Below are 20,655 nucleotides of genomic sequence, written 5' to 3'. Positions count from 1 at the left end.
CCACGCGGAGCGTGGGAACGATCAGAGGTGATATATGTTTTCACGCTGGATCCCCCGAGCCGCCTCACTGCTGCTCTGCCTGCTCTTCTGGCAACTAGCCGCCAGCCACCACTGGAACCTCGGCCTCGTCACCTTCGCCAACGTCCCGACCCCGCTGGCCGTGATCGAAGCCGCCCTCGGCCTCGGCGACTCCGGCAAGCTCATCCAGCACCTGAGCGCGAGCCTCGGCCGGGTCTTTGCCGGTTACCTCGCGGCACTGGTGATCGGCATCGCCCTGGGCCTGGCCATCGGCCGTTCGAAGTGGGCCGAAGACCTGCTGCTGCCGCCACTGGAAGTGTTGCGCCCGATCCCTGCCGTGGCCTGGATTCCACTGGCGATCCTGATGTTCCCGTCGTCGGAACTGTCGATGGTCTTCATCACCTTCACCGGCGCGCTGTTCCCGATCCTGCTCAACACCGTGCACGGCGTCGAAGGTGTCGATCCACGCCTGATAGCCTCGGCCAAAAGCCTCGGGGCCGGGCGTCGGGCGATTCTGCTGGAAGTGATCCTGCCAGGCGCCGCACCGAGCATCATCACTGGCCTGGCGATCGGCATGGGCACGTCGTGGTTCTGTCTGGTGACCGCCGAAATGATCTCCGGCCAGTTCGGCATCGGTTACTACACCTGGGAGTCCTACACCATCCAGAACTATGCGGACATCGTGGTCGGCATGTTGCTGATCGGCGTGTTGGGCATGGGCAGCAGCCTGCTGATCAAACGCCTGGGCGGGCTGTTCACGCCCTGGCATCGACCACGAGGAAAAGCCTGATGAGCGTGATGCAAACTCCGGAAGGGCGGATCGACATCCGCCAGTTATCCATCGTCCTCGGCGAAGGCCGGCAAGCGTTTGAAGCGGTGCAGGGGCTGGACTGCCAAATCGAGCCCGGCCAGTTCGTGTGCATTCTCGGCCCGTCCGGTTGCGGCAAGTCGACCTTGCTCGGCGCGCTGGCCGGGCATCTGCAGCCCCATGGCGGACAGTTGAAAGTCGACGGCACCGACGTGTCCGGCCCGTCACCACAACGCGGCATGGTGTTCCAGCATCACACGCTGTTCCCGTGGCGCACGGTGCGCGACAACGTTGCCTTCGGCCTGAAAATGCGCGGCATCGGCAAGACCGAGCGCCATCGCGCCGCCGACGACATCCTCAAATTGGTCGGCCTCGAAGGTTTCGCCGAACGCTGGCCCGATCAACTTTCCGGCGGCATGCAGCAACGGGTGGAGATCGCCAGGGTGCTGGTCAATCGCCCCCGGCTGTTGCTGATGGACGAACCCTTCGGCGCACTGGACGCGCTGACCCGCCTGAACATGCAGGAACTGCTGCTGGACATCTGGACGCGGATTCGCACCACCGTGGTGTTCGTCACCCATGACATCGACGAAGCGCTGTTCCTTGCCGACCGCTTGCTGGTGATGAGCGCACGGCCAGGGCGAATCATCGAAGACCTGCGCCTGGATTTCCCGCGCCCACGCACCACCGAACTGGTCACTAGCCACGAATTCTCGCGCCTCAAGCGCCACTGCCTCGACCTGCTGCGCCACGACAACGACCGACCGCTGCCGCGCCTCAACCCGCTCGGCCTGCCTCTCGAAAACTCTTTGCCGAGATTTGCCCTGTGACTTCATTTTTTGCTGTGACCGATAACGACGACATTCTCGCCCTGCAACCGCGCCTCACCGCCGATGATGCCGGGGTGCGGCGGATTGCCCTGATCGACCTGGCCGACCTCGAAGAGCCGGACGGTCTGCTCTGGCTGGTCGAGCGTCTGGCCGAAGACCCCGCCGAAGAAGTGCGTGCCGAAGCGGCGCGTCTCTTGGAAGCCTGGGAAGACGAGCCGGTGGTTGAAGCGTTGTGCCAGGCGCTGACGGATCCGTCGCCGACGGTGCAAGCCGCTGCGGCGCAGAGCCTGAGCCTGCTCAAGACCGAAGCGGCGGGCAGGGTGATTCTGCCGTGGACCAGCCATGCCGAAACCGGCGTGCGGATTGCCGCGTTCCGGGCCTTGCGCGAGTTGCGTTTCCCCGGCGCTGCGCCGGCCGCCATTCAGGCGCTGAACGATGCCGACGCCAGCGTGCGCCGCGAAGCCGTCGGCGTGCTCGGCTGGCTCAAGCAACTCGACGCGCTGCCGGCCCTGGCCCGCTTGGCGAGTGATGACCCTGACACCGAAGTTCGCCGCGCCGCCACCGGCGCCCTGGGTCTGGCAAGTGACGCCGAAGTGCTGCCCGCGTTGCGTCAAGCCTTGCAGGATCAAGCCTGGCAAGTGCGCGAAGAAGCCGCGACCACCCTCGGCAAGGTCGGCCATACCGACGCGGGCCCGGCGCTGATCGAAGCCTTGGCCGACGACTACTGGCAAGTGCGCCTGCGCGCGACCCGCAGCCTCGGGCGCCTCAAGTACGTCGCAGCCCTCGACGCCCTGATCGACACCCTCGGCCATCGCATCAGCAACCTGCGCAAGGAAGCCGCGCTGGCCCTCGGCGAACTGAACGATCGCGGTGCCGTGGCCGCGTTGCAGGCCGCGCAGGACGACGGCGACCCGGAAGTGCGTAAAGCCGTGCGGATTGCCTTGAGTCAGCTGCAATGAATCCGCTGTCGGTCGGCAACTCCCAACGTGAGCACCGGTTGCTGCTGAGCTGGCCGGATGGCCGCGAGCAACTGCTTGAGCATGCCGAACTGCGCCGCCAATGCCCGTGCTCGCAATGCCGGGCGTTTCGCCTGCGGGGCTCGCCGCCCATGGTTGACCCGCGTGTGCGGGTCATCGAATTGAACGCTCAGGGCTATGGCCTGCAGCTGGTGTTCAGCGACGGCCACCAGCGCGGGATTTACCCGTGGGCCTATCTGGCGCAGCTGGAGGGGATCACTGTCCCGCCGTCATCGCCGGCCGACAGCCATGGAAAATATCCAGCCCCGGCTGATACAGCGACGTCCTGACTTCGAACAACCCGAGCACCGAATGGAACAGGTTGTCATGGCTCAGATCCGGCTGGCTGCTTTTGCCTTGCAGGCAGCCACGGTCGATGCCCAGTTGCGCCAGGGTGTTGTTGCCGAACCACATCACCATCGGCACATGGGTCTGCGCTTCCGGCGCCAGCGCATAAGGCGCGGCGTGCAGGTACAGGCCGTTTTCGCCCAGGGATTCGCCATGGTCGGAGACGTACAGCATCGACGTATCGAGGTGGTCCTGATTGCGCTTGAGCAGCTCGATCACCTTGGCCAGGAAATGGTCGGTATAGAGGATCGTGTTGTCGTAGACGTTAACCAGCTCGTCACGGCTGCAACTACCCAGTTGATTGGTGTGGCAGATCGGTTTGAAGCGCTCCATGTCCTTGGGATAGCGCTCGTAGTATTCCGGGCCGTGACTGCCGTCGGCGTGGAGGACAATGATCGCGTTGCCCTTGAGGCTATCGATGTAGCCTTGCAGGTCGGCCAGCAGCGCTTCGTCGAGGCAGTTGTTGCCGTCGCAGAACGGCCCCGGCTGATTCTTCGCGATGTCGCGGTTCGGCACGCGCAGGCAGGTGCCTTTGCAGTCGCTGTTGTTGTCCAGCCACAGCACCTGCACGCCGGCCCGTTGCAGGATGTCGAGCAGGCCTTCGTAGGTTTTGCCTTTCTTGTCGCTGTAGTCCTCGCGCGGGAACATCGAGAACATGCACGGCACCGACACCGCCGTCGAAGTGCCGCAGGAATGCACGTTGGTGAAGTTGATGATGTCGAGTTTGCTCAGCTCGGGATTGGTCTCGCGCTCATAACCGTTGAGCGAGAAATGGTCGGCCCGGGCAGTTTCACCGACCACGAACACCATCAGCGATTTCTTCTCGCGACCGGCTGCCTTGGCGCTCATGACTGCGTCTTCGCCGATGGCCTGCACCACAAAATGCTTTTTGATCCCCAGCCGCTGCTTGGTGTATTTGCTGATCGCGTAGATGTAGTTGGTCGGGTTGATGAAGTGGGTGAGCTTGTCTTCCTCGCGAAAGATTGGTGCGTAGGTCGAATAGAACGCGCCCACCGAAGCGCCGATCACCAGCACACAGGCGACGATCACCAGCACCTTGTTCAGCAAGCCCCGAAAGAACGGCCGATACACCACCGGCCAGCGCCAGATCAGCATGGCCGGCAACACACCGAGCAACAGCACGTAAGCCAGCAGTTTGCCGCTGAACAGTGCGGTGGCCTCCCCGGGATTGGTTTCGAACACGTTCTGGATCATCACCGTGTCGATGGTGATTCCGTATTCGTTCATGAAATACGCCGCGCAGGCCGAGAGCAGGGCCACCAGGGTCAGCGCCGGTTTCAGCGTCCAGCGAAACGACACCAGGGTCAGCAGCAGGGTGATCGCCGCCCAGAGAAACAGCCCGAAGGACGCGAAAAACGCCAGTTTGTGCGCGCCTTGCAGGGTAATCAACGTTCCCAGCGCCTTCCAGGTCGCCAGGTTGTACAGCGCCACCAGTGCCAGCGAAAACAGCAGCACCAGGCGGGTCGGAGTGATGGACGGTAAACGCAGTCCTTTGCCCAAAGCCATTTCGATACTTTCCTCTACGTCAGTCGAAAACCCATACGGTTACGCGCGTAACTGTAGAAGAGCATTGGTAAAAATTCCGTAAACATCCGGTAACAAAATCACGGTAAGTGCAAAAAAAATGTGGGCGCCAGCAGGCCGGCTCCCACGGGAGATTTGCGGCGGGTCAGAAGGACTTGCTGACGCTGGCGACGACCGTCGCCGTGCAAACGTCCTTGAAGCCCCAGTTGCTCAGGCATTGGCTCTGCGACAGGTCGGTGTCGATGTAGCTCAGGCCGAGCACCACGCCGGCCAGGTTGTGGGTCAGTTTGACTTCCCACTCCCGGTAAGACTCTTCGCTGTGACCGGACGCCGAATACATATGCGGGTCCTTGAAGTCCATGTTGCCGTAGCGCAGCTTCAGCCCGGAATCGAACGGCAATTCGGTTTCATAGCCGATATAGCTGTAGAGCGAACTCTGTTTGCTGCCGATGCCCGGCGCGTCACTGGAGTAATAAGCCGCGAGTTTCACGCCGTAAGCGCTGAGAATCGAGTACACCTCGCTCTGGTTGAACTGGCTCTCCTTGGGATACGCGTATTTGATGTAACCCAGATCCAGGCTCACGGCCTCGGTGGCCTGCCACAGCCAGCCGGCGTAGTAATCGACTTCCTGACGGGTTTTCAGGCCGCCACCGAAATCGACGTTCGAGCTCCACGCGCCGAGGTACAGGCCGCTGCTGTGGGCCAGGGTCAGGCTGGCCTGCACCGCCGGGTCGTTCTGGGTCTGGGAGATGCCGCGGGTGCGGTAGTCGCTGGCCAGAGTCAGGTCGACCAGCACGGCGAAATCATCGTTCAGGGGAATCGCGTGGCTGCTCAAGGGCAGCAGGCTCAAGGAAGTGAGGGCGAGCAGGGGCAAGGCTTTCATGTGAAGTCCCGTTGTTGTGGTTGTTATGGGCAGGAAGCGGGCAAGGCTGCGCCGGACCCCGGCGTCGGGCGCGGGGGCGGGCAGCGGGTACGGCGATTGTTATTGGAGGGTAGGGGCGTAGACCTGACGGCCGGCGAACCAGGTTTGCAGCACCTGGGTGTCATGCAGGGCCTTGTCATCGACGCTGAACACGTCGCGATCGAGCACGATGAAATCGGCCTGTTTGCCAGGGCTCAGCGAGCCGATCTGTTGTTCCAGGCCGATGGCCCGCGCGGCGTTGGCGGTGTAGGCGTAGAACATGGTTTCGCGATCCAGGCGTTCGTCGGCGTTGAGCACGCCCAGCGGCCCGGTGCGGGTGATGGCCTGGGCCATGGCGTTCCACGGGTTCGGCGAGGACACCGGCCAGTCACTGGCGCCGGCAATCGTCGCGCCCTGTTTGAGCAGCGAATGCGCCGGGTATTGATAGCGAAAGGCAAGAGCGCTGACGTAAGGCTTGATCATGTCGGTGGTGTAGTCGTCGGCGCTGGCCCACAGCAGCTGCATCGAGGCAATCACGTTCAACGGCTTGAAGCGGGCGAACTCCTTCGGGTTGACCATTTGCAGGTGGGTGATCGAGTGCGTTACGCCGCTTTGCCGGTCCTTGCGCGCCTGGGCGATGCCGTTCAGTGATTCGCGCACCGCGCGATCGCCGATGGCGTGGATGTGCACCAGCCAGCCGCGCTGGTCGATGGCGCTGACCAGCTCACCGAAGTGCTGCGGATCGATCAGCAACTCGCCCTGTTTGTGCGAGTTGCTGTAGGGATCGATCATCGCCGCGCTCTGGGCCGGGTACTCGATCACGCCGTCGGCGAAGATCTTGATCCCCGGCAGCGTCAGGTTGGGGATGCCCTGAAACTGCCGGCGCACTTTCTCGAGGGTGTTGAGATCGGCCGGGACGCTTTTCGGATTGGCCACCAGCAGTGCGGCGACGTGGGCCGTCATGCCGCCGCTTTCCGACAGGGCTTTATAAGCGGGCAACACGCCGACGGTTTTCTCGGTGGGCTTGAGCGCGAATACCGCTTCGCCCGGTGCGGCGTTGGCGGCGGGGTCCATCCACGCGGTGATGCCGAGGCTGTTGTTGAAACGCACTGCCGATTGCGCAGCCTTGAGCATGTCGGCCGGGCTCGGCACCGGCATTTTCGAGGCGACCCGATCCCAACCGGCGTCGACCACAAAGCCGTTCGGCTCACCGCTGGGCAGTTTGCCGATGGTGTCTTTCTCCGCGTCCGGCAGGGTTTTCAGCAGCGCGGCGTCAATGCCCGCCCGCTTGAGCATCACATTGTTGGCCCACGCGGTGTGGTGATCGCTGCCGGTGAACACCACCGGCACGTCGGCCCATTCGCCGTTATTGAAGATTTTGCCCAGCGCTTCAGCCTTGGCCCAATACGCCGAACTCATGCCGGCCACGCTCAATACGTCGCCATGCCGGGCCTTGCCGTCGTCACGCCATGCGCGCAGGCGTTTTTCCAGTTCGTCGAGTTCGACCACCTCGTCTTCCATGTTGGCTGAGACCATTTCCAGTCCGCCGAAAATCGCGTGGGAATGGCTGTCGATCAGGCCGGGCATCAGCGCCTGGCCTTTGAGGTCGATGACCTGGGTGCCGGGCTCGATCAAGGCCTTGATCTGCGCATCGCTGCCGACTTTAAGCACCTTGCCGTTCTCCACGGCCAGCGCCTGAACCTTCGGTTGAGCGCGGTCGGCGGTGAAAATCTTGCCATTGAGCAGCACCAGATCGGTGGCGGCCATGGCTTCCATCGAGGCAAAACTCATAGCGGCGACCAGCACATTTTTTGCGAAATGCGGGATGAATCTTTTCATTGAACATTTCCTTGTTATTGCGTCTGATGGCCAGATTAGTGGCTGCCAACGCCCGACAGAACGCCTCCCTCACGAAAAACGTTTTTGCCTGAATGGAAAAAGCATGGACAAGCTGGGTGCACTGAAAATGTTCGTGGTCACCGCGCAACTCGGCAGTTTCAGCCGCGCTGCCGAGCAACTGGGCAAGACCCCGTCGGCCCTGACCAAAGCGGTCAATCACCTGGAATCCGAGCTTGGCGCGCGGCTGTTCGAGCGCAGCACGCGGCGGATTCTGCTGACCGAAATCGGCCGGCTGTATCTGGAAACCGCACGCCAGGTGTTGCAACGGCTGGACGAGGCCAGCGAGGAAATCGAGCAGTTGCAGCACGGCCTGCGCGGCAGCCTGAAAATCACCGCGCCGCTGGCTTACGGGCGGGCGTTTCTCGATCAGGTGTGTGACGGCTTTTTGCAGCAATACCCGCAGATCAGCCTGCAAGTGGATTTGTGCGACGAATTCGTCAATCTGCTGGAAAGCGGCTATGACCTGGCGTTGCGCGAGGGGCACGACGACTTGCCGGGGCTGATCGCGCGGGTGGTCGGCAGCAATCGGCTGGCGCTGTGCGGCAGCCCTGAATACCTGGCGCGCAAAGGGTTGCCGGTGACGCCGCAAACCCTCGATCAGCATGAATGGCTGCTGTACCGGCATCCGTTGCTCAGCCGCGAATTCTGGTGGGCCGAGCGCGACGGCCAGCGCCTGAGCCTGGCGCAACCGGCGGCGCCGCTGTTGCGCAGTGACAATTACGATTTGCTGCTGGCCAGCGCCCTGGCCGGGCGCGGTTTGCTGCACACGCCGCTGTGGAGCGCCGCGCCGTACATCGCCGACGGGCGACTGGTGCGGGTCATGGCCGATTACGACATCGACCCGGACAGCTTCGGCCCGCATATTCTGGCGGTGTACCCGAGTCATCGGCGGGCTACGGCCAAGGTTGTGGCGTTTATTGATTACATCGCAGGGTTTCTCGCCGAACGCGGTTTGAGCTGACTCCGTGCTTCTGATCGTTCCCACGTCGAGGCGTCGAACCGTCCGCGTGGGAATGCAGCCCGTGACGCTCCGCGTCACTGGACGCGGAGCGTCCCTAGAGGCATTCCCACGCAGAGCGTGGGAACGATCATCAGTGGGTTTGAGCTGACTGGCGGTGCTTGTCAGGAAATTCCCACAAGAGTACAAATGTACTCCATGACGACTCTGACTCCCCGCCGTACCGCCATCCTGACCTTTATCCGCGAACGCATCGCCGAACACGGTCAGCCCCCAAGCCTCGCTGAAATCAGCGAGGCTTTTGGTTTCGCCTCCCGCAGCGTGGCGCGCAAGCATGTGCTGGCGCTCACCGAAGCCGGGTTCATCGAGGTCAATCCGCATCAGGCCCGGGGCATTCGTTTGCTCGGGCAACCGGCGCGACCGGAACTGCTCGAAGTGCCGGTGCTTGGCCGGGTGGCCGCCGGTGCGCCCATCGGTGCCGATGCCGACCTGCACAATCGGCTGATGCTCGACCCGGCGCTGTTCTCCCGCACGCCCGACTACATGCTGCGGGTGCAGGGCGATTCGATGATCGAGGACGGCATTCTCGACGGCGATCTGGTCGGCGTGCGGCGCAACCCCGAGGCGCTCAACGGCCAGATCGTGGTGGCGCGGCTCGACGGTGAAGTCACCATCAAACGCTTCGAGCGCGTCGGTGATGAAGTTCGCCTGTTGCCGCGCAACCCGGCGTACCAGCCGATTGTGGTGCGGGCCGATCAGGATCTGGCCATCGAAGGGGTGTTCTGCGGTCTGGTGAGGCAAGGCTGATGGGGGCCGTCGTTGCGCTGGATACGCTGTTCAATGGCGGCCAGGTCTGGAAGGGCCGGCCTGCGCCACCGGGCGCCAGCCCGCAACCCACCGGGCACGCGGCGCTGGATGCGGCCTTGCCCACTGGCGGCTGGCCGGAAGCGGCGCTGAGCGAAATCCTGCTGGCCGGGCCCGGTGTCGGCGAACTGCAACTGGTGTGGCCAACGTTGGCGCGGTTGTCGGCGGCGGGCGAGCGCATCGTGCTGGTGGCGCCGCCGTTCGTGCCGTACCCGCAGGCCTGGGCCAATGCCGGGGTCGATCTGCGGCAGTTGTCGGTGATCCAGGCCAGCGAGCGCGATGCGTTGTGGGCGGCAGAACAATGCCTGCGCTCGGGCAGTTGCGGCGCGGTGCTGTGCTGGCCGCACAAGGCCGATGACCGTGCCTTGCGCCGTTTGCAGGTGGCGGCGGAAACCGGCCAGACCCTGGCGTTCGCGTGGCGCCCCTTGAGCGAAGCGGTCAACCCGTCGCCGGCCGCGCTGCGCATTGCCATCGATGCGCGGCCGGCGCAGTTGCGCGTGCTCAAGTGCCGGGGTGGTCTGGCGCGCAGCGCACCGATTGCCTTCACCGTGGGGCATTGAGGTCGCCATGCGCTGGGTTTGCATTCTGTTCCCGCAATTGGCCCTCGACGCCGTGCTGCGTCAGCGCCCCGATCCCGAGCAGCCGTTGGCGCTGCTCAGCGGCCCGGCCCAGCGCCGCGTGCTGCAAGCGGTCAACCCGGCGGCGCGGGCCCTGGGCTTGCGTCCGGGGCAGTCGATGACTGCTGCGCAGGCCATGAGCAAAGGGTTTGCCACCGTCGATTACGATTCGGCCGAGGTCGAGCACTGGCAGCAGTTTCTCGCCGCCTGGGCCTATCGTTTCAGCGCCCAGGTCAGCGTGCATTACCCGCGCACCGTGGTGTTCGAGATCGAATCGAGCCTCGGCCTGTTCGGTTCCTGGGCGCAGTTCGAGGCGCGGTTGCGCACGGAGCTGACCGAGCTGGGCTTTCGGCACCGCATCGTTGCCGCGCCCAACCCGGTGGCGGCGCGGGTGCTGGCCAACGCCTACGACGGATTGGTGGTGCCCGACGGTGAAGCCCTGCGCCATCACCTCGGGCAACTGCCGGTCGACCGCATCGGGCTGGAGCCGAGTGTGGCCACGGCGCTGTCGCGCATGGGCCTGCGCAACCTCCATCAGGTGCAGAACCTGCCGCGTCAGGCCCTGGCCCGGCGTTTCGAGGCGCCGATGCTCAAGCACCTGGACACGCTGTTCGGCGCACGACCGCTGGCGCTGGCGTTCTACCTGCCGCCGGATCGCTTCGACGTGCGCATCGAACTCAATTTCGACGTGCAGTCCCATCAGGCGCTGCTGTTTCCATTGCGCCGCCTGACGTCCGATCTGGCGGCGTTTTTGTGCGGGCGCGACAGCGGCGTGCAGCGCTTCGATCTGCATCTGGAACACGCCGGGTTGCCGGACACGCTGATCAAGGTCGGCCTGCTCAGCGCCGAGCGCGATCCGGCGATGCTGTTCGAGCTGGCCCGTGGTCGACTGGAGCAGGTGCAGGTCGAAGCCCCGGTGCGCGGTTTTCGTCTGCGCGCCGAGGATCTGCCGAGTTTCGTGCCGCAGTTTCAGGAGCTGTTCGACGACCGCCCGCAGCAGACCTTGCCCTGGGAGCAATTGCGCGAACGCCTGCGCGCGCGGCTGGGGGATGAGGCGGTGCAGGGCCTGCGCTTTCAGGCCGATCATCGACCGGAGTGCGCGTGGCAGAACGCCGATGACAAACAGCGTTGCCCTGCATTGCCGGGCGTGCAGCGTCCGGGCTGGTTGTTGGGCGAACCGCAATCCGTGCCCGAAGGTTCGGCGCGGATTCTCATGGGCCCGGAACGCATCGAGTCCGGCTGGTGGGACGGTGACGATGTGCGCCGCGACTATTACCTGATCCAGAACCGCGCCGGCCAGCAAGGCTGGGCGTACCGGGCTGTGGGTGAGGGTGGCCCGTTGTGGCTGCAGGGCTGGTTCGCATGAGCCAGGGTTATGCCGAGCTGCACTGCCTGTCGAACTTCAGTTTTCAGCGTGGTGCGTCCAGTGCATTGGAGCTGTTCCAGCGCGCGAAGAAACACGGCTATCAGGCGCTGGCGATCACCGATGAATGCACACTGGCCGGGATCGTTCGTGCCTGGCAGGCAGCCAAATCCGTGGAGCTGCCGCTGATTATCGGCAGCGAGATGCGCATCGAGAACGGCCCGAAACTGGTGTTGCTGGTGGAGAACATCGAGGGTTATCAGGCGTTGTGCGGCTTGATCACCCAGGCTCGACGGCGCACCCAGAAAGGCCAGTATCAAATACTGCGCGAGGATTTCAGCGAACCGTTGCCGGGATTGCTGGTGCTGTGGGTGCCGGATACGGTCGAAGAGGTAGAAGAGGGCCGCTGGCTGAAACAGACCTTCGGTGAACGGCTGTGGCTGGCGGTGCAGTTGCATCGTGGGCAGAACGATCAGCAACGGCTGGCCGCACTGCTGAGTCTGGCGGATGAACTGCAGATTCCAGCCGTGGCCAGCGGTGATGTGCACATGCACGCCCGTGGCCGGCGGGCCTTGCAGGACACCATGACTGCGATCCGCCATCACGTTCCGGTGGCCGAAGCCGGCTTGCGCCTGCACCCCAACGGCGAGCGGCATCTGCGCAGCCTTGATGTGTTGCGCGAGTTGTATCCGCAGGCCTTGCTGGACGAATCCGTGAAACTGGCCCGCCGCTGCACCTTCGATCTGGGCGAGTTGCGTTATCAATACCCCAAAGAGCTGGTGCCCGAGGAACACAGCGCCAGTTCCTGGCTGCGCCACCTGACCGAACAAGGCATCGCCTGGCGCTGGCCGCAAGGCGCACAACCCAAGGTGCTCAAGCAGATCGACGATGAGCTGAAGCTGATCGCCGAACTCGGCTACGAAAGCTACTTCCTTACCGTGCACGACGTGGTGCGCTTCGCTCGGGAGCAGAAAATCCTCTGCCAGGGCCGAGGTTCGGCGGCCAACTCGGCGGTGTGTTTTGCCTTGGGCATCACCGAGATCGACCCGGATCGCACCACGCTGCTGTTCGAACGTTTCATGTCGAGGGAGCGCAACGAGCCGCCGGACATCGACGTGGATTTCGAGCACGAGCGCCGGGAAGAAGTCCTGCAATACGTGTTTCGTCGTTATGGTCGCCGTCGTGCGGCGCTGACCGCGGTGGTCAGCACCTACCACGCTTCCGGTGCGATCCGCGATGTGGCCAAGGCGCTGGGGCTGCCGCCGGACCAGATCAATGCGCTGGCCGACTGCTGCGGCCACTGGAGCGATGAGACGCCGCCCGTGGAGCGTCTGCGCGAAGGCGGTTTCGACCCCGAAAGTCCGCTGTTGCACCGGGTGCTGAGCCTGACCGGGCAACTGATCGGCTTCCCCCGGCACCTGTCGCAGCACCCCGGTGGTTTCGTGATTTCCGAGCAACCGCTGGACACGCTGGTGCCGGTGGAGAACGCCGCCATGGCCGACCGGACCATCATCCAGTGGGACAAGGACGACCTCGACGCCGTCGGGCTGCTCAAGGTGGATATCCTCGCCCTTGGCATGCTCAGCGCGATCCGCCGCTGTTTCGACCTGCTGCGCCGTCATCGTAACCAGAAGCTGAGTCTGGCGACGATTCCGGCCGAGGATCGCGCCACGTACGACATGATCAGCCGCGCCGACACCATCGGCGTGTTCCAGATCGAGTCCCGGGCGCAGATGTCGATGCTGCCGCGCCTGCGCCCGCAAACCTTCTACGACCTGGTGATCGAGGTGGCCATCGTCCGGCCGGGGCCGATCCAGGGCGGGATGGTCCATCCGTACCTGCGCCGCCGGAACAAGGAGGAAGAGGAAACCTATCCGTCACCGGAGCTGGAAGTGGTGCTCAAACGCACCCTCGGCGTGCCGCTGTTTCAGGAACAGGTGATGCAGATCGCCATTGTTGCCGCCGACTACAGCCCCGGCGAGGCCGACCAGTTACGCCGTTCCATGGCCGCGTGGAAACGCCACGGCGGACTGGAACCGCACAAGGAGCGGCTGGCCGCCGGCATGAAGAAAAACGGCTACAGCCCGGAATTCGCCGCGCAGATCTTCGAGCAGATCAAGGGCTTCGGCAGTTACGGTTTCCCTGAATCCCACGCTGCCAGTTTTGCCTTGCTGACCTATGCCAGTTGCTGGCTCAAGTGCCACGAACCAGCGGCGTTCGCCTGTGCGCTGATCAACAGTTGGCCGATGGGGTTCTACAGCCCCGATCAGATTCTTCAGGACGCGCGCCGGCATCATTTGCAGATCCGCCCGGTGGACGTGCGCGCCAGCGACTGGGATTGCAGCCTGGAGCCGATCACCGGCGAGCAACCGGCCATCCGCATGGGCCTGCGGATGATCAAGGGCTTTCGCGAGGAGGATGCGCGCAGCATTGAAAGCGCGCGGGCGAGGGGGGCGTTTGCCGATGTCGCCGATCTGGGCGAACGGGCCGGGCTCGACAGTCGCGCTCAGGCGCTGCTGGCCGATGCCGGGGCATTGCGCGGTCTGGCCGGTCATCGTCATCGGGCACGCTGGGAAGTGGCCGGGGTGCAGAAACAGCTCGGGTTGTTTGCCGGGTTGCCGAGTCAGGAAGAGCCGGATGTGCTGCTGCCGACGCCGAGTGTCAGCGAAGACCTGTTCACCGACTACGCAACGCTGGGCACCACGCTGGGGCCGCACCCGCTGACGCTATTGCGCGACGAGTTGCGGGCGCGGCGCTGTCGCAGTTCCCGGGAGTTGTTGGAGGTCGAGCATGGCCGGCCGGTCAGCGTGGCGGGGCTGGTGACCGGTCGCCAGCGGCCGGGCACCGCCAGCGGCGTGACCTTCGTGACCCTCGAAGACGAGTTCGGCAACGTCAACGTGGTGGTCTGGCGCGATCTGGCCGAGCGTCAGCGTCAGGTACTGGTGGGCTCGCAATTGCTCAAGGTCGATGGCCGCTGGGAGCGGGAAGGCGAGGTGCGTCACCTGATTGCCGGACGCCTGAGCGATCTGACTCCGCTGCTCAACGGCATCCGCGTACAGAGCCGCGACTTCCACTGACACCCACTGAACCTGCTGCTCGTTCCCACGCCCTGCATCGTTGATCGTTCCCACGTCGAGGCGTCGAACCGTCCGCGTGGGAATGCCGCCATGGACGCTCCGCGTCCACTGTGACGCAGAGCGTCACGGTATGCATTCCCACGCGGAGCGTGGGAACGATCAGTACGAGCAGCACGCGGAGCGTGGGAACGAGCAATAGCTTTCAGCGCTGTGGCCAGAACCGTTCGCCACCCCCCGGCGCTTCCGTCCACGCTTGCAACGAGCGGGTCGGCAAATCGAAGTAATCCCGGGTTCGCGCATAACCATGCCCGCCCATGCGCCCGATCGCATCCAGCCCCAATTGATCGATGTACAGGGTTTTCGGGTCGATCAACTCGTCGCGCACATGGGCCATCAACACCTCGCCAAAAATGATCTCCCGGGACTGACCGATGTTCAGCGCCATCATCCGCCGACACTCCAGCGCCACCGGTGCTTGGCCGATTCGCGGGCATTTGACCGAGGTGCCGGGAATCGCTGTCAGGCCCGCAGCGGTCAATTCATCGAAACCCGGCGCGAACGGCACGGCGCAGACGTTCATGGCTTCCACCAGTGCATCGCTGACGATGTTGACCGTGAATTCCTGATTCATCTGGATATTGCGCGTGGTGTCCTTGGGGCTCTGGTCGCCGTAGTTCTCGACGCCGAGCGCCAGGATGGGCGGGTCCGCCGACAGCGCATTGAAAAAGCTGAACGGCGCGGCGTTGACCCGACCTTCGCCGTCGATGGTGGTGACCAGTGCAATCGGGCGCGGCACCACGCTGCCGATCAGAATCTTGTATTTTTCCCGTGGGCTCAGTTGGCTGAAGTCGAAGCTGTGCATGGCAGTGTTCTCTAAAGAAGGGGGTCGATGGCGCTCAACGGCGCTTCGGCGCTGTAGTCGTCGGCGAACGGAATGGCCGGCTGAAACAGGGTTTTCCAGTCCGGTCGGCCAACGGCCCGGTCGCTGTGGCTGCGCATCAGTTTTTCGTATTGGCGTTGGGCCTGGCGTTGCAGAGTGGGGTAATCGACGCCGTTGACCTGACCGTCGTGCATCACGCAGCGACCATCGATGTAACTGGCGATGCAGTCGTCGCCGCGCCCGGCCAGCAGCAGGTTTTTCAGTGGATCGAACAGCGGGCCCAGGTGCAGACCGCGCAGGTTGAACACGGTGATATCCGCTTTGGCGCCGGCGGCCAGGCGACCGAGGTCGTCACGGCCCAGCGCCTTGGCGCCGCCGAGGGTGGCGGCGTTGTACAGATCCAGGCTGCTGGTCAGCGCGGGCCCGCCTTCCATCAAGCGGGCGATGTTCAAACCGTGGCGCATGTTCTCCAGCAGGTCTGCCGGCCAGGTGTCGGTGCCGAGGCCGAAGTTGATGCCTTTCGCACGATAGCGGCCGAACGAATTCAGCGCCTCGCCGTCACGGGCGAACACCAGCGGGCAGTGCACCAGACTCGCGCCGCCGTCGATGACCCGCTGCAGATCGTCATCGCCCGAGGTGTAGAGGCCGTGGGGCAGCAGGCTGCGCGGGGTGAGCAGGTCGAGTTGCTGCAACCAGCCCAGCGGCGTGGTGCCGCGTAGCTGTTCGACCATCGCCACTTCCCCCGGCGCCTGACAGCAATGCAGGCGCATCGGTGCATTCAATTCACGGCTCAAGGCGGATGTGCGTTGCAGCAGTTTCGGCGTGCAGGTCTGGATGCGATCCGGCAGCAGCGCGCCGCGAATCAACCCGGCGCGGGCGCCATCGAAATCCTTGAAAAACCGTTCGGCCGCGTCCAGTCCCGCCAGGCCCCGAGCCTCATCCCAGTGATGGGCGAGGGTGCCGTCGGCGCGCCAGTAACTCATGCCGCTCATGTAGCAGGGGCCGAGATAGGTACGCAGGCCCAACTCGCCCGCCACGTCAGCGACAGCGGCAAACTCGTCATAGGTCTCCGCCCATTCGCGGTAGTACATCGAGGTGATCGGCATGGCCGTGGTGATGCCGTTGCGGATCAACTGGGTGAAGGCGTAGCGGTATTTGAAGATCTCTTCTTCAGGGCTGAACGACTCACGCGGCCCGGCTGCCAGATACTCCGCCGACCACATGCGGCCCATGGCACGCTCGTCGCCGTTGTCCAAGGTCAGCACCGTGGAGTCGAGATCGCCGAGGGCGTCCAGGTCTATGAAACCGGGACCGATCAGTGCGTTGCCGTAGTCGATCCACTGATCCACCGGCCCTTGATAACCGCGCCCGACAAACTCGATGCGCGATCCGCTGAATACCACTTCGCCGTCGCGCCACAGCACATGTTGCGTGCCGTCGAAGCCGACCACGCAACCGGCCTTCAGGCCGATCCGTTTCACAGACGGCTGCCCAGCAAACGACCGCCGCTGGCGATCAGTTCGCCGCCGCGATAGACCTGACGCACTGGCCGCGCGACTACCGCTTCACCAAGGGTTTCCACCGGCATCAGCAGAAAGTCTGCCGGCCGGCCGATGGCGAAGCCGTAATCCTCGATCCCCAATGCGCGCGCACCGTTGACCGTCGCCGCGTCGAACGCCGCCGCCAGTTCATCGTCCTTGCCCAGATCAAAACGGAACGCCAGCAGCATCGCCCGTTCCAGCATGTCGCCGTTGCCCATCGGTGACCACGCATCACGAATGCCGTCGGAGCCCAGGCACACGTTGACGCCGGTCTCGCGCAGCGCCAGGAAGGGTGGAACGGCGCAGTCGGCCGGCGCCGAACTCATCAGCGAAATGCCCAGTGCAGCAAGGCGTTCGGCGACGGGTTTGACTTGGCTCCACGGCAGCATGCCGAGGCAATAGGCGTGGCTGATCATCACCCGGTTGTGCAGGTTGAAACGCTCGGTGTAATCGGCGATCCGGGCTATCTGCCACAGGCCCAGTTCTCCTTTGTCGTGCAGGTGAATGTCGACGCCACGCTGGAATTCGCTGGCCAGTTTGAACACGAAATCCAGCTGCGCGATCGGGTCATTGTCGATGCCGCAGGGGTCGAGCCCGCCGACGTTTTCCACGCCCAGGGCCATGGCTTCACGCATCAGCTCGGCGGTGCCGGGACGGCTGATCAGGCCGGTTTGCGGGAAGACCACCAGTTGCAGGTCGATCAGGTCGTTGTAGGTTTCGCGCAGTTGTTGCATGGCTTCGACGTGGCGCAGGCCGAATTCCGGGTCGATGTCGACATGGCAGCGCATCGTCAGCGAACCCCGGGCGATGCAGTTCTCCAGCAGGGCGCCGGCGCGTTCGGCAATCGGCGCTTTGACTTCGCGCAGCACGCGGCGCTCGTTGCTGATGTAGTCCTTGAGCGTCGGGCCGGCGCTGTTCGGGCGCCAGGGTTGGCCGTACAGGGTCTTGTCGAGGTGGACGTGGCTTTCCACCAGCGGGGCGGTCAGGAGCTGGTTCTGGCCGTCGATGTCGGTGGCGGCCAGCGGGGTGCTGGAGGCCGGGCGGCGTTGGCTGAACTTGCCGTTTTCGATCAGCAGGTCTTCGGCAGGGGCGCCGTAGGGGCGGATGTTTCTGAGCCAGCGGGGGTGGGACATTTCATACCTCTGTTTCTATGTTGTCTGGGCGGGCCTCATCGCTGGCTTGCCAGCGATGGCCGCGACGCGGTCTCAAGTCAGGCGATCAGCCTTTGAGCTTCGACCAGATCCGATCCTGCAGCTCCCGCGCCTTGTTGCTGCATTCCTTCTCCGGCCGCAGGCGCGAGGCGTACTCCTCGGGCATGTTGATCGCGTCCATGACCTTCCATTTCGCATCCAGCAACTGATCGCTCTGAATCCCGTTGGCATAGGCAATCGCGTTGGACACGGCCGCCGCGTTTTCCGGCTTCATCATCCAGTCGATGAAGATCTTCGCGTTGCCCGGATGCGGCGCGCTTTTCGGTACGGCGAAGTTGTCCTGGAACATTGCCAGGCCTTCTTTCGGGTACACGTATTTGATGGTGCTCTTCTGCAACGTGGCGCGGGCCGTCGAGCCGTTCCAGTTCTGCATCATGATCACTTCGCCCGAGGCCATGCGGTCGACGGTGTTGTCGGAGCTGTACATCTTCAAAAACGGTTTCTGCTTTTGCAGCAGTTCGAGGATGCGCTTGGCGTCCTGCGGGTTTTCCGTGCACTCGTCGACGTTCAGGTAGTGGCTGGCGGCGTTGATCACGCTGCTGGAGGTGTCGAGGGCGGCAAGCTGGCCTTGCAGTTCCTTGCGCGGCTCGAAGAATTCTTTCCACGAATCATCGAGCTTGCCGCCCGGCACCCGCGCGCTGTCATAGGAGAACCCGGTGGTGCCCCACAAGTACGGCGCCGAAAACTTGCGGCCGGGGTCGAAGCTCGGATCGCGGAACGGGCCTTTGACGTACTGGAAGTTGCTCAGGGTCGGGGCGTCGATTTCCAGCAGCAGGTCCTGCTTGATCAGCGTCTGCATGATCGACTGCGACGGCACGATCACGTCATACGCGGCGCCGCCGGCCTGCAACTTGGCGAGCAGGGTTTCGTTGCTGTCGTAGCCGTCCATGGTGACCTTGATCCCGGTCTCTTTTTCGAACTTGGCCAGCAGATCCACCGGGTAGTAATCGGTCCAGTTGTAGAAGAACAATTGCTTGGGCTCGGCGGCGTGGGCGCCGAACGCGGTGAAACAACTCAGGGCCAGACCGGATACTGCCAGACGCATGTTTTTCACTTTCATGAGCGCGCTCCAGGTTTATTGTTGTTTGCCGCGTTGGCCAAGCCAGAAGGCCAGCACCACCAGCACGATGGAAATCACCAGCATCAGGGTTGAAATCGCGTTGATTTCAGGTGTTACGCCGGCCTTGATCGCCGAGAAGATGTACACCGGCAACGTGGTCGAACCGGGCCCGGCGACGAAGAAGGTCATGATGAAATCGTCGAGGCTGACCACGAACGCCAGCACCGAGCCGGACAGCACCGCCGGCCACAGCAGCGGCAAGGTCACGCGGCGGAACACCTGCCACGGATTGGCATACAGGTCGTTGGCGGCTTCCAGCAGGCTCTTGTCCAGATCGTTGAGCCGCGCGCGGATCGGCAGGTAGGCGAACGGAATGCAGAAGCCGATGTGCGCGACGATCACCGTCATCAGCCCGAGCTTGATGCCCAGCGCCATGAACAGCAGCAGGGTGGCCACGGCGGTGACGATCTCCGGCAGGATCAGCGGCAGGTTGATCCCGCCTTCGACCATTTTCTGTCCGTAGAACGGCCGGTAAGTCGCCAGTGCTGCGAGCAGTGCAATGGTTGTGGCGCAGACTGTGGCGATGGTCGCGACGATGATCGAATTCAGCGCTGCGGTCTGGATCGACGGGTTGGCCAGGATCCGCCCGTACCAGGCGAACGAGAACTCGGTCCACACCGTCGCCGAGCGGTTGGCGTTGAAGCTGTAGGCGATCAACACCAGGATCGGCACGTACAGATAGGCGAGGATCAGCAGGCTGATTTCGCGGGTTGCGGGGAGTTTTTTCAGGTGCAGAGAGATCATGCTTTCGCTCCCCGGTTCAGGGTTTTCACCGCGCTGCGGCTGTACAGGGCGTAGAGCACCAGGGACAACAGCAGAATCCCCAGCAGCAGGAACGACAGCGAACTGCCCAGCGGCCAGTTGCGTGCGGTGCCGAATTGCTGCTGGATCAGGTTGCCGATCATCAGGGTCTTGCCACCGCCGAGGATCGCCGGGGTGATGAAGGCGCCGAGACTCGGCACGAACACCAGCAACGCACCGGCAATCACGCCGGGCATCGACAGCGGCAGGATGATCCGCCGCAGCGCATGCCAGCGGTTGGCGCCCAGGTCATAGGCGGCTTCCACCAGACGCCAGTCGAGCTTTTCCAGGGTCGAGTAGATCGGCAGGATCATGAACGGCAAGAAGCTGTAGACCAGACCCACACTGACCGCGAAGTCGTTGTACAGCAGGGTGATGCCGCCGGCACTCGGGAACAGCGCGTTGAGGCTCTGGGCGACCCAGCCCTGTTCGCGCAGGATGATCAGCCATGCGTAGTTGCGGATCAGCAGGTTGGTCCAGAACGGAATGGTGATGAGCAACACCATCAGGTTGCGTCGGCGCGGGGTCAGGCTCGACATCCACAATGCCACCGGAAACCCGAACAGAAAGCACAACACCGTGGTGCCACCGGCCTGGAACACCGAGCGCAACAGCGCCTGGGCGTAGACCCAGTTCAGCTCCAGTTCGCCGTCAAAACCTTCCTGGAAAAACAGCTGCACGTAACTTTGCAGTTGCCATTGGGCCTGCCAGTCGACGCCGCCGTAGGTGTTGCGCGGCAGCAGGCTGATGTAGCCCATGATGCCCAGCGGAATGGCGATCAGGGCGAGCAGGGTCAACACCACCGGGCTGAGCAACAGCGCGCGGTTGAGGGCGGGGGAAGTGCTGCTGACGCTCATC

At 63.7% G+C, this 20,655-nt stretch carries 17 protein-coding genes and 1 pseudogene; 9 read left to right on the top strand and 9 right to left on the bottom strand.

What is annotated here, in order from left to right:
- Positions 1 to 34 precede the first annotated feature (34 nt).
- The 4 genes and pseudogenes from ACEN93_RS04065 to ACEN93_RS04050 all read left to right on the top strand — a co-directional run.
- Complete coding sequence (locus ACEN93_RS04065; RefSeq protein WP_039768884.1) at positions 35 to 808, top strand: ABC transporter permease; 774 nt, start codon at positions 35 to 37, stop codon at positions 806 to 808.
- Positions 808 to 1,656, top strand: coding sequence for an ABC transporter ATP-binding protein (locus tag ACEN93_RS04060; RefSeq protein WP_103386677.1), 849 nt, complete (start codon positions 808 to 810; stop codon positions 1,654 to 1,656). The genes ACEN93_RS04065 and ACEN93_RS04060 overlap by 1 nt, the downstream gene beginning before the upstream one ends.
- Positions 1,653 to 2,615, top strand: a complete 963-nt coding sequence (locus ACEN93_RS04055; RefSeq protein ID WP_103386676.1) for a HEAT repeat domain-containing protein — start codon at positions 1,653 to 1,655, stop codon at positions 2,613 to 2,615. Before ACEN93_RS04060 ends, ACEN93_RS04055 begins: the two co-directional genes overlap by 4 nt.
- Positions 2,612 to 2,881, top strand: a pseudogene (locus tag ACEN93_RS04050) (DUF971 domain-containing protein); the annotation flags it as partial. The gene ACEN93_RS04055 and the pseudogene ACEN93_RS04050, both read left to right, overlap by 4 nt.
- A 7-nt stretch (positions 2,882 to 2,888) precedes the next feature.
- Here the strand turns inward: ACEN93_RS04050 and ACEN93_RS04045 are convergent.
- The 3 genes from ACEN93_RS04045 to ACEN93_RS04035 form a co-directional block, all read right to left on the bottom strand.
- Positions 2,889 to 4,547: a phosphoethanolamine transferase gene (locus tag ACEN93_RS04045; protein WP_495611090.1), complete on the bottom strand. Its 1,659-nt coding sequence runs from the start codon at positions 4,545 to 4,547 to the stop codon at positions 2,889 to 2,891.
- 163 nt (positions 4,548 to 4,710) lie between these two features.
- A complete protein-coding gene (locus tag ACEN93_RS04040; protein WP_285414149.1) occupies positions 4,711 to 5,448 on the bottom strand; it encodes a TorF family putative porin in 738 nt (245 codons plus the stop codon).
- Positions 5,449 to 5,547: 99 nt separating this feature from the next.
- On the bottom strand, positions 5,548 to 7,305 hold the full coding sequence (locus ACEN93_RS04035) for an amidohydrolase (protein ID WP_495611089.1): 1,758 nt from the start codon (positions 7,303 to 7,305) through the stop codon (positions 5,548 to 5,550).
- Positions 7,306 to 7,408: 103 nt separating this feature from the next.
- Here ACEN93_RS04035 and ACEN93_RS04030 point away from each other — a divergent pair, with 103 nt between their 5' ends.
- The 5 genes from ACEN93_RS04030 to ACEN93_RS04010 all read left to right on the top strand — a co-directional run bounded on the left by ACEN93_RS04030 (position 7,409) and on the right by ACEN93_RS04010 (position 14,244).
- Entirely contained in the window at positions 7,409 to 8,326 is a 918-nt protein-coding gene (locus tag ACEN93_RS04030; RefSeq protein WP_039768875.1) for a LysR family transcriptional regulator, read from the top strand.
- Between the two features lie 186 nt (positions 8,327 to 8,512).
- Positions 8,513 to 9,130 (top strand): transcriptional repressor LexA, encoded by a 618-nt coding sequence (gene lexA, locus ACEN93_RS04025; protein WP_064381249.1) that lies wholly within the window; start codon positions 8,513 to 8,515, stop codon positions 9,128 to 9,130.
- Positions 9,130 to 9,747, top strand: coding sequence for a translesion DNA synthesis-associated protein ImuA (imuA, locus tag ACEN93_RS04020; protein WP_495611088.1), 618 nt, complete (start codon positions 9,130 to 9,132; stop codon positions 9,745 to 9,747). The genes lexA and imuA overlap by 1 nt, the downstream gene beginning before the upstream one ends.
- 7 nt (positions 9,748 to 9,754) lie before the next feature.
- Positions 9,755 to 11,170, top strand: coding sequence for a Y-family DNA polymerase (locus ACEN93_RS04015; protein ID WP_039768872.1), 1,416 nt, complete (start codon positions 9,755 to 9,757; stop codon positions 11,168 to 11,170).
- Positions 11,167 to 14,244, top strand: coding sequence for an error-prone DNA polymerase (locus ACEN93_RS04010; RefSeq protein WP_103386671.1), 3,078 nt, complete (start codon positions 11,167 to 11,169; stop codon positions 14,242 to 14,244). Before ACEN93_RS04015 ends, ACEN93_RS04010 begins: the two co-directional genes overlap by 4 nt.
- Before the next feature lie 202 nt (positions 14,245 to 14,446).
- Here ACEN93_RS04010 and ACEN93_RS04005 read toward each other — a convergent pair whose 3' ends face one another.
- The 6 genes from ACEN93_RS04005 to ACEN93_RS03980 form a co-directional block, all read right to left on the bottom strand.
- Positions 14,447 to 15,106 carry a flavin reductase family protein gene (locus ACEN93_RS04005; RefSeq protein WP_495611087.1) on the bottom strand — a complete coding sequence of 220 codons (660 nt, stop codon included), beginning with the start codon at positions 15,104 to 15,106 and terminating at the stop codon, positions 14,447 to 14,449.
- Between the two features lie 11 nt (positions 15,107 to 15,117).
- Positions 15,118 to 16,605 (bottom strand): amidohydrolase family protein, encoded by a 1,488-nt coding sequence (locus tag ACEN93_RS04000; protein ID WP_495611086.1) that lies wholly within the window; start codon positions 16,603 to 16,605, stop codon positions 15,118 to 15,120.
- Positions 16,602 to 17,798, bottom strand: coding sequence for an amidohydrolase family protein (locus ACEN93_RS03995; protein ID WP_495611085.1), 1,197 nt, complete (start codon positions 17,796 to 17,798; stop codon positions 16,602 to 16,604). Before ACEN93_RS03995 ends, ACEN93_RS04000 begins: the two co-directional genes overlap by 4 nt.
- Positions 17,799 to 17,883: 85 nt before the next feature.
- Positions 17,884 to 18,936 (bottom strand): extracellular solute-binding protein, encoded by a 1,053-nt coding sequence (locus tag ACEN93_RS03990; RefSeq protein WP_064597104.1) that lies wholly within the window; start codon positions 18,934 to 18,936, stop codon positions 17,884 to 17,886.
- Between the two features lie 15 nt (positions 18,937 to 18,951).
- On the bottom strand, positions 18,952 to 19,740 hold the full coding sequence (locus ACEN93_RS03985) for an ABC transporter permease (protein ID WP_007959453.1): 789 nt from the start codon (positions 19,738 to 19,740) through the stop codon (positions 18,952 to 18,954).
- Positions 19,737 to 20,654, bottom strand: coding sequence for an ABC transporter permease (locus ACEN93_RS03980; RefSeq protein ID WP_163975499.1), 918 nt, complete (start codon positions 20,652 to 20,654; stop codon positions 19,737 to 19,739). Before ACEN93_RS03980 ends, ACEN93_RS03985 begins: the two co-directional genes overlap by 4 nt.
- Position 20,655 lies beyond the last annotated feature (1 nt).

The organism is Pseudomonas sp. Pseusp21 (assembly GCF_059492145.1).
Note: the sequence above shows the minus strand (reverse complement) of the source record. Positions and strands in the feature narration are given on the sequence as shown.

What these genes read in the sequence shown, in the direction of transcription:
- ACEN93_RS04065 (WP_039768884.1), top strand. Translation starts at nt 35, where the DNA reads ATGTTTTCACGCTGGATCCCCCGAGCCGCCTCACTGCTGCTCTGCCTG.
- ACEN93_RS04060 (WP_103386677.1), top strand. Translation starts at nt 808, where the DNA reads ATGAGCGTGATGCAAACTCCGGAAGGGCGGATCGACATCCGCCAGTTA.
- ACEN93_RS04045 (WP_495611090.1), bottom strand. Translation starts at nt 4,547, where the DNA reads ATGGCTTTGGGCAAAGGACTGCGTTTACCGTCCATCACTCCGACCCGC.
- ACEN93_RS04040 (WP_285414149.1), bottom strand. Translation starts at nt 5,448, where the DNA reads ATGAAAGCCTTGCCCCTGCTCGCCCTCACTTCCTTGAGCCTGCTGCCC.
- ACEN93_RS04035 (WP_495611089.1), bottom strand. Translation starts at nt 7,305, where the DNA reads ATGAAAAGATTCATCCCGCATTTCGCAAAAAATGTGCTGGTCGCCGCT.
- ACEN93_RS04030 (WP_039768875.1), top strand. Translation starts at nt 7,409, where the DNA reads ATGGACAAGCTGGGTGCACTGAAAATGTTCGTGGTCACCGCGCAACTC.
- lexA (WP_064381249.1), top strand. Translation starts at nt 8,513, where the DNA reads ATGTACTCCATGACGACTCTGACTCCCCGCCGTACCGCCATCCTGACC.
- imuA (WP_495611088.1), top strand. Translation starts at nt 9,130, where the DNA reads ATGGGGGCCGTCGTTGCGCTGGATACGCTGTTCAATGGCGGCCAGGTC.
- ACEN93_RS04015 (WP_039768872.1), top strand. Translation starts at nt 9,755, where the DNA reads ATGCGCTGGGTTTGCATTCTGTTCCCGCAATTGGCCCTCGACGCCGTG.
- ACEN93_RS04010 (WP_103386671.1), top strand. Translation starts at nt 11,167, where the DNA reads ATGAGCCAGGGTTATGCCGAGCTGCACTGCCTGTCGAACTTCAGTTTT.
- ACEN93_RS04005 (WP_495611087.1), bottom strand. Translation starts at nt 15,106, where the DNA reads ATGCACAGCTTCGACTTCAGCCAACTGAGCCCACGGGAAAAATACAAG.
- ACEN93_RS03995 (WP_495611085.1), bottom strand. Translation starts at nt 17,798, where the DNA reads ATGTCCCACCCCCGCTGGCTCAGAAACATCCGCCCCTACGGCGCCCCT.
- ACEN93_RS03990 (WP_064597104.1), bottom strand. Translation starts at nt 18,936, where the DNA reads ATGAAAGTGAAAAACATGCGTCTGGCAGTATCCGGTCTGGCCCTGAGT.
- ACEN93_RS03985 (WP_007959453.1), bottom strand. Translation starts at nt 19,740, where the DNA reads ATGATCTCTCTGCACCTGAAAAAACTCCCCGCAACCCGCGAAATCAGC.
- ACEN93_RS03980 (WP_163975499.1), bottom strand. Translation starts at nt 20,654, where the DNA reads ATGAGCGTCAGCAGCACTTCCCCCGCCCTCAACCGCGCGCTGTTGCTC.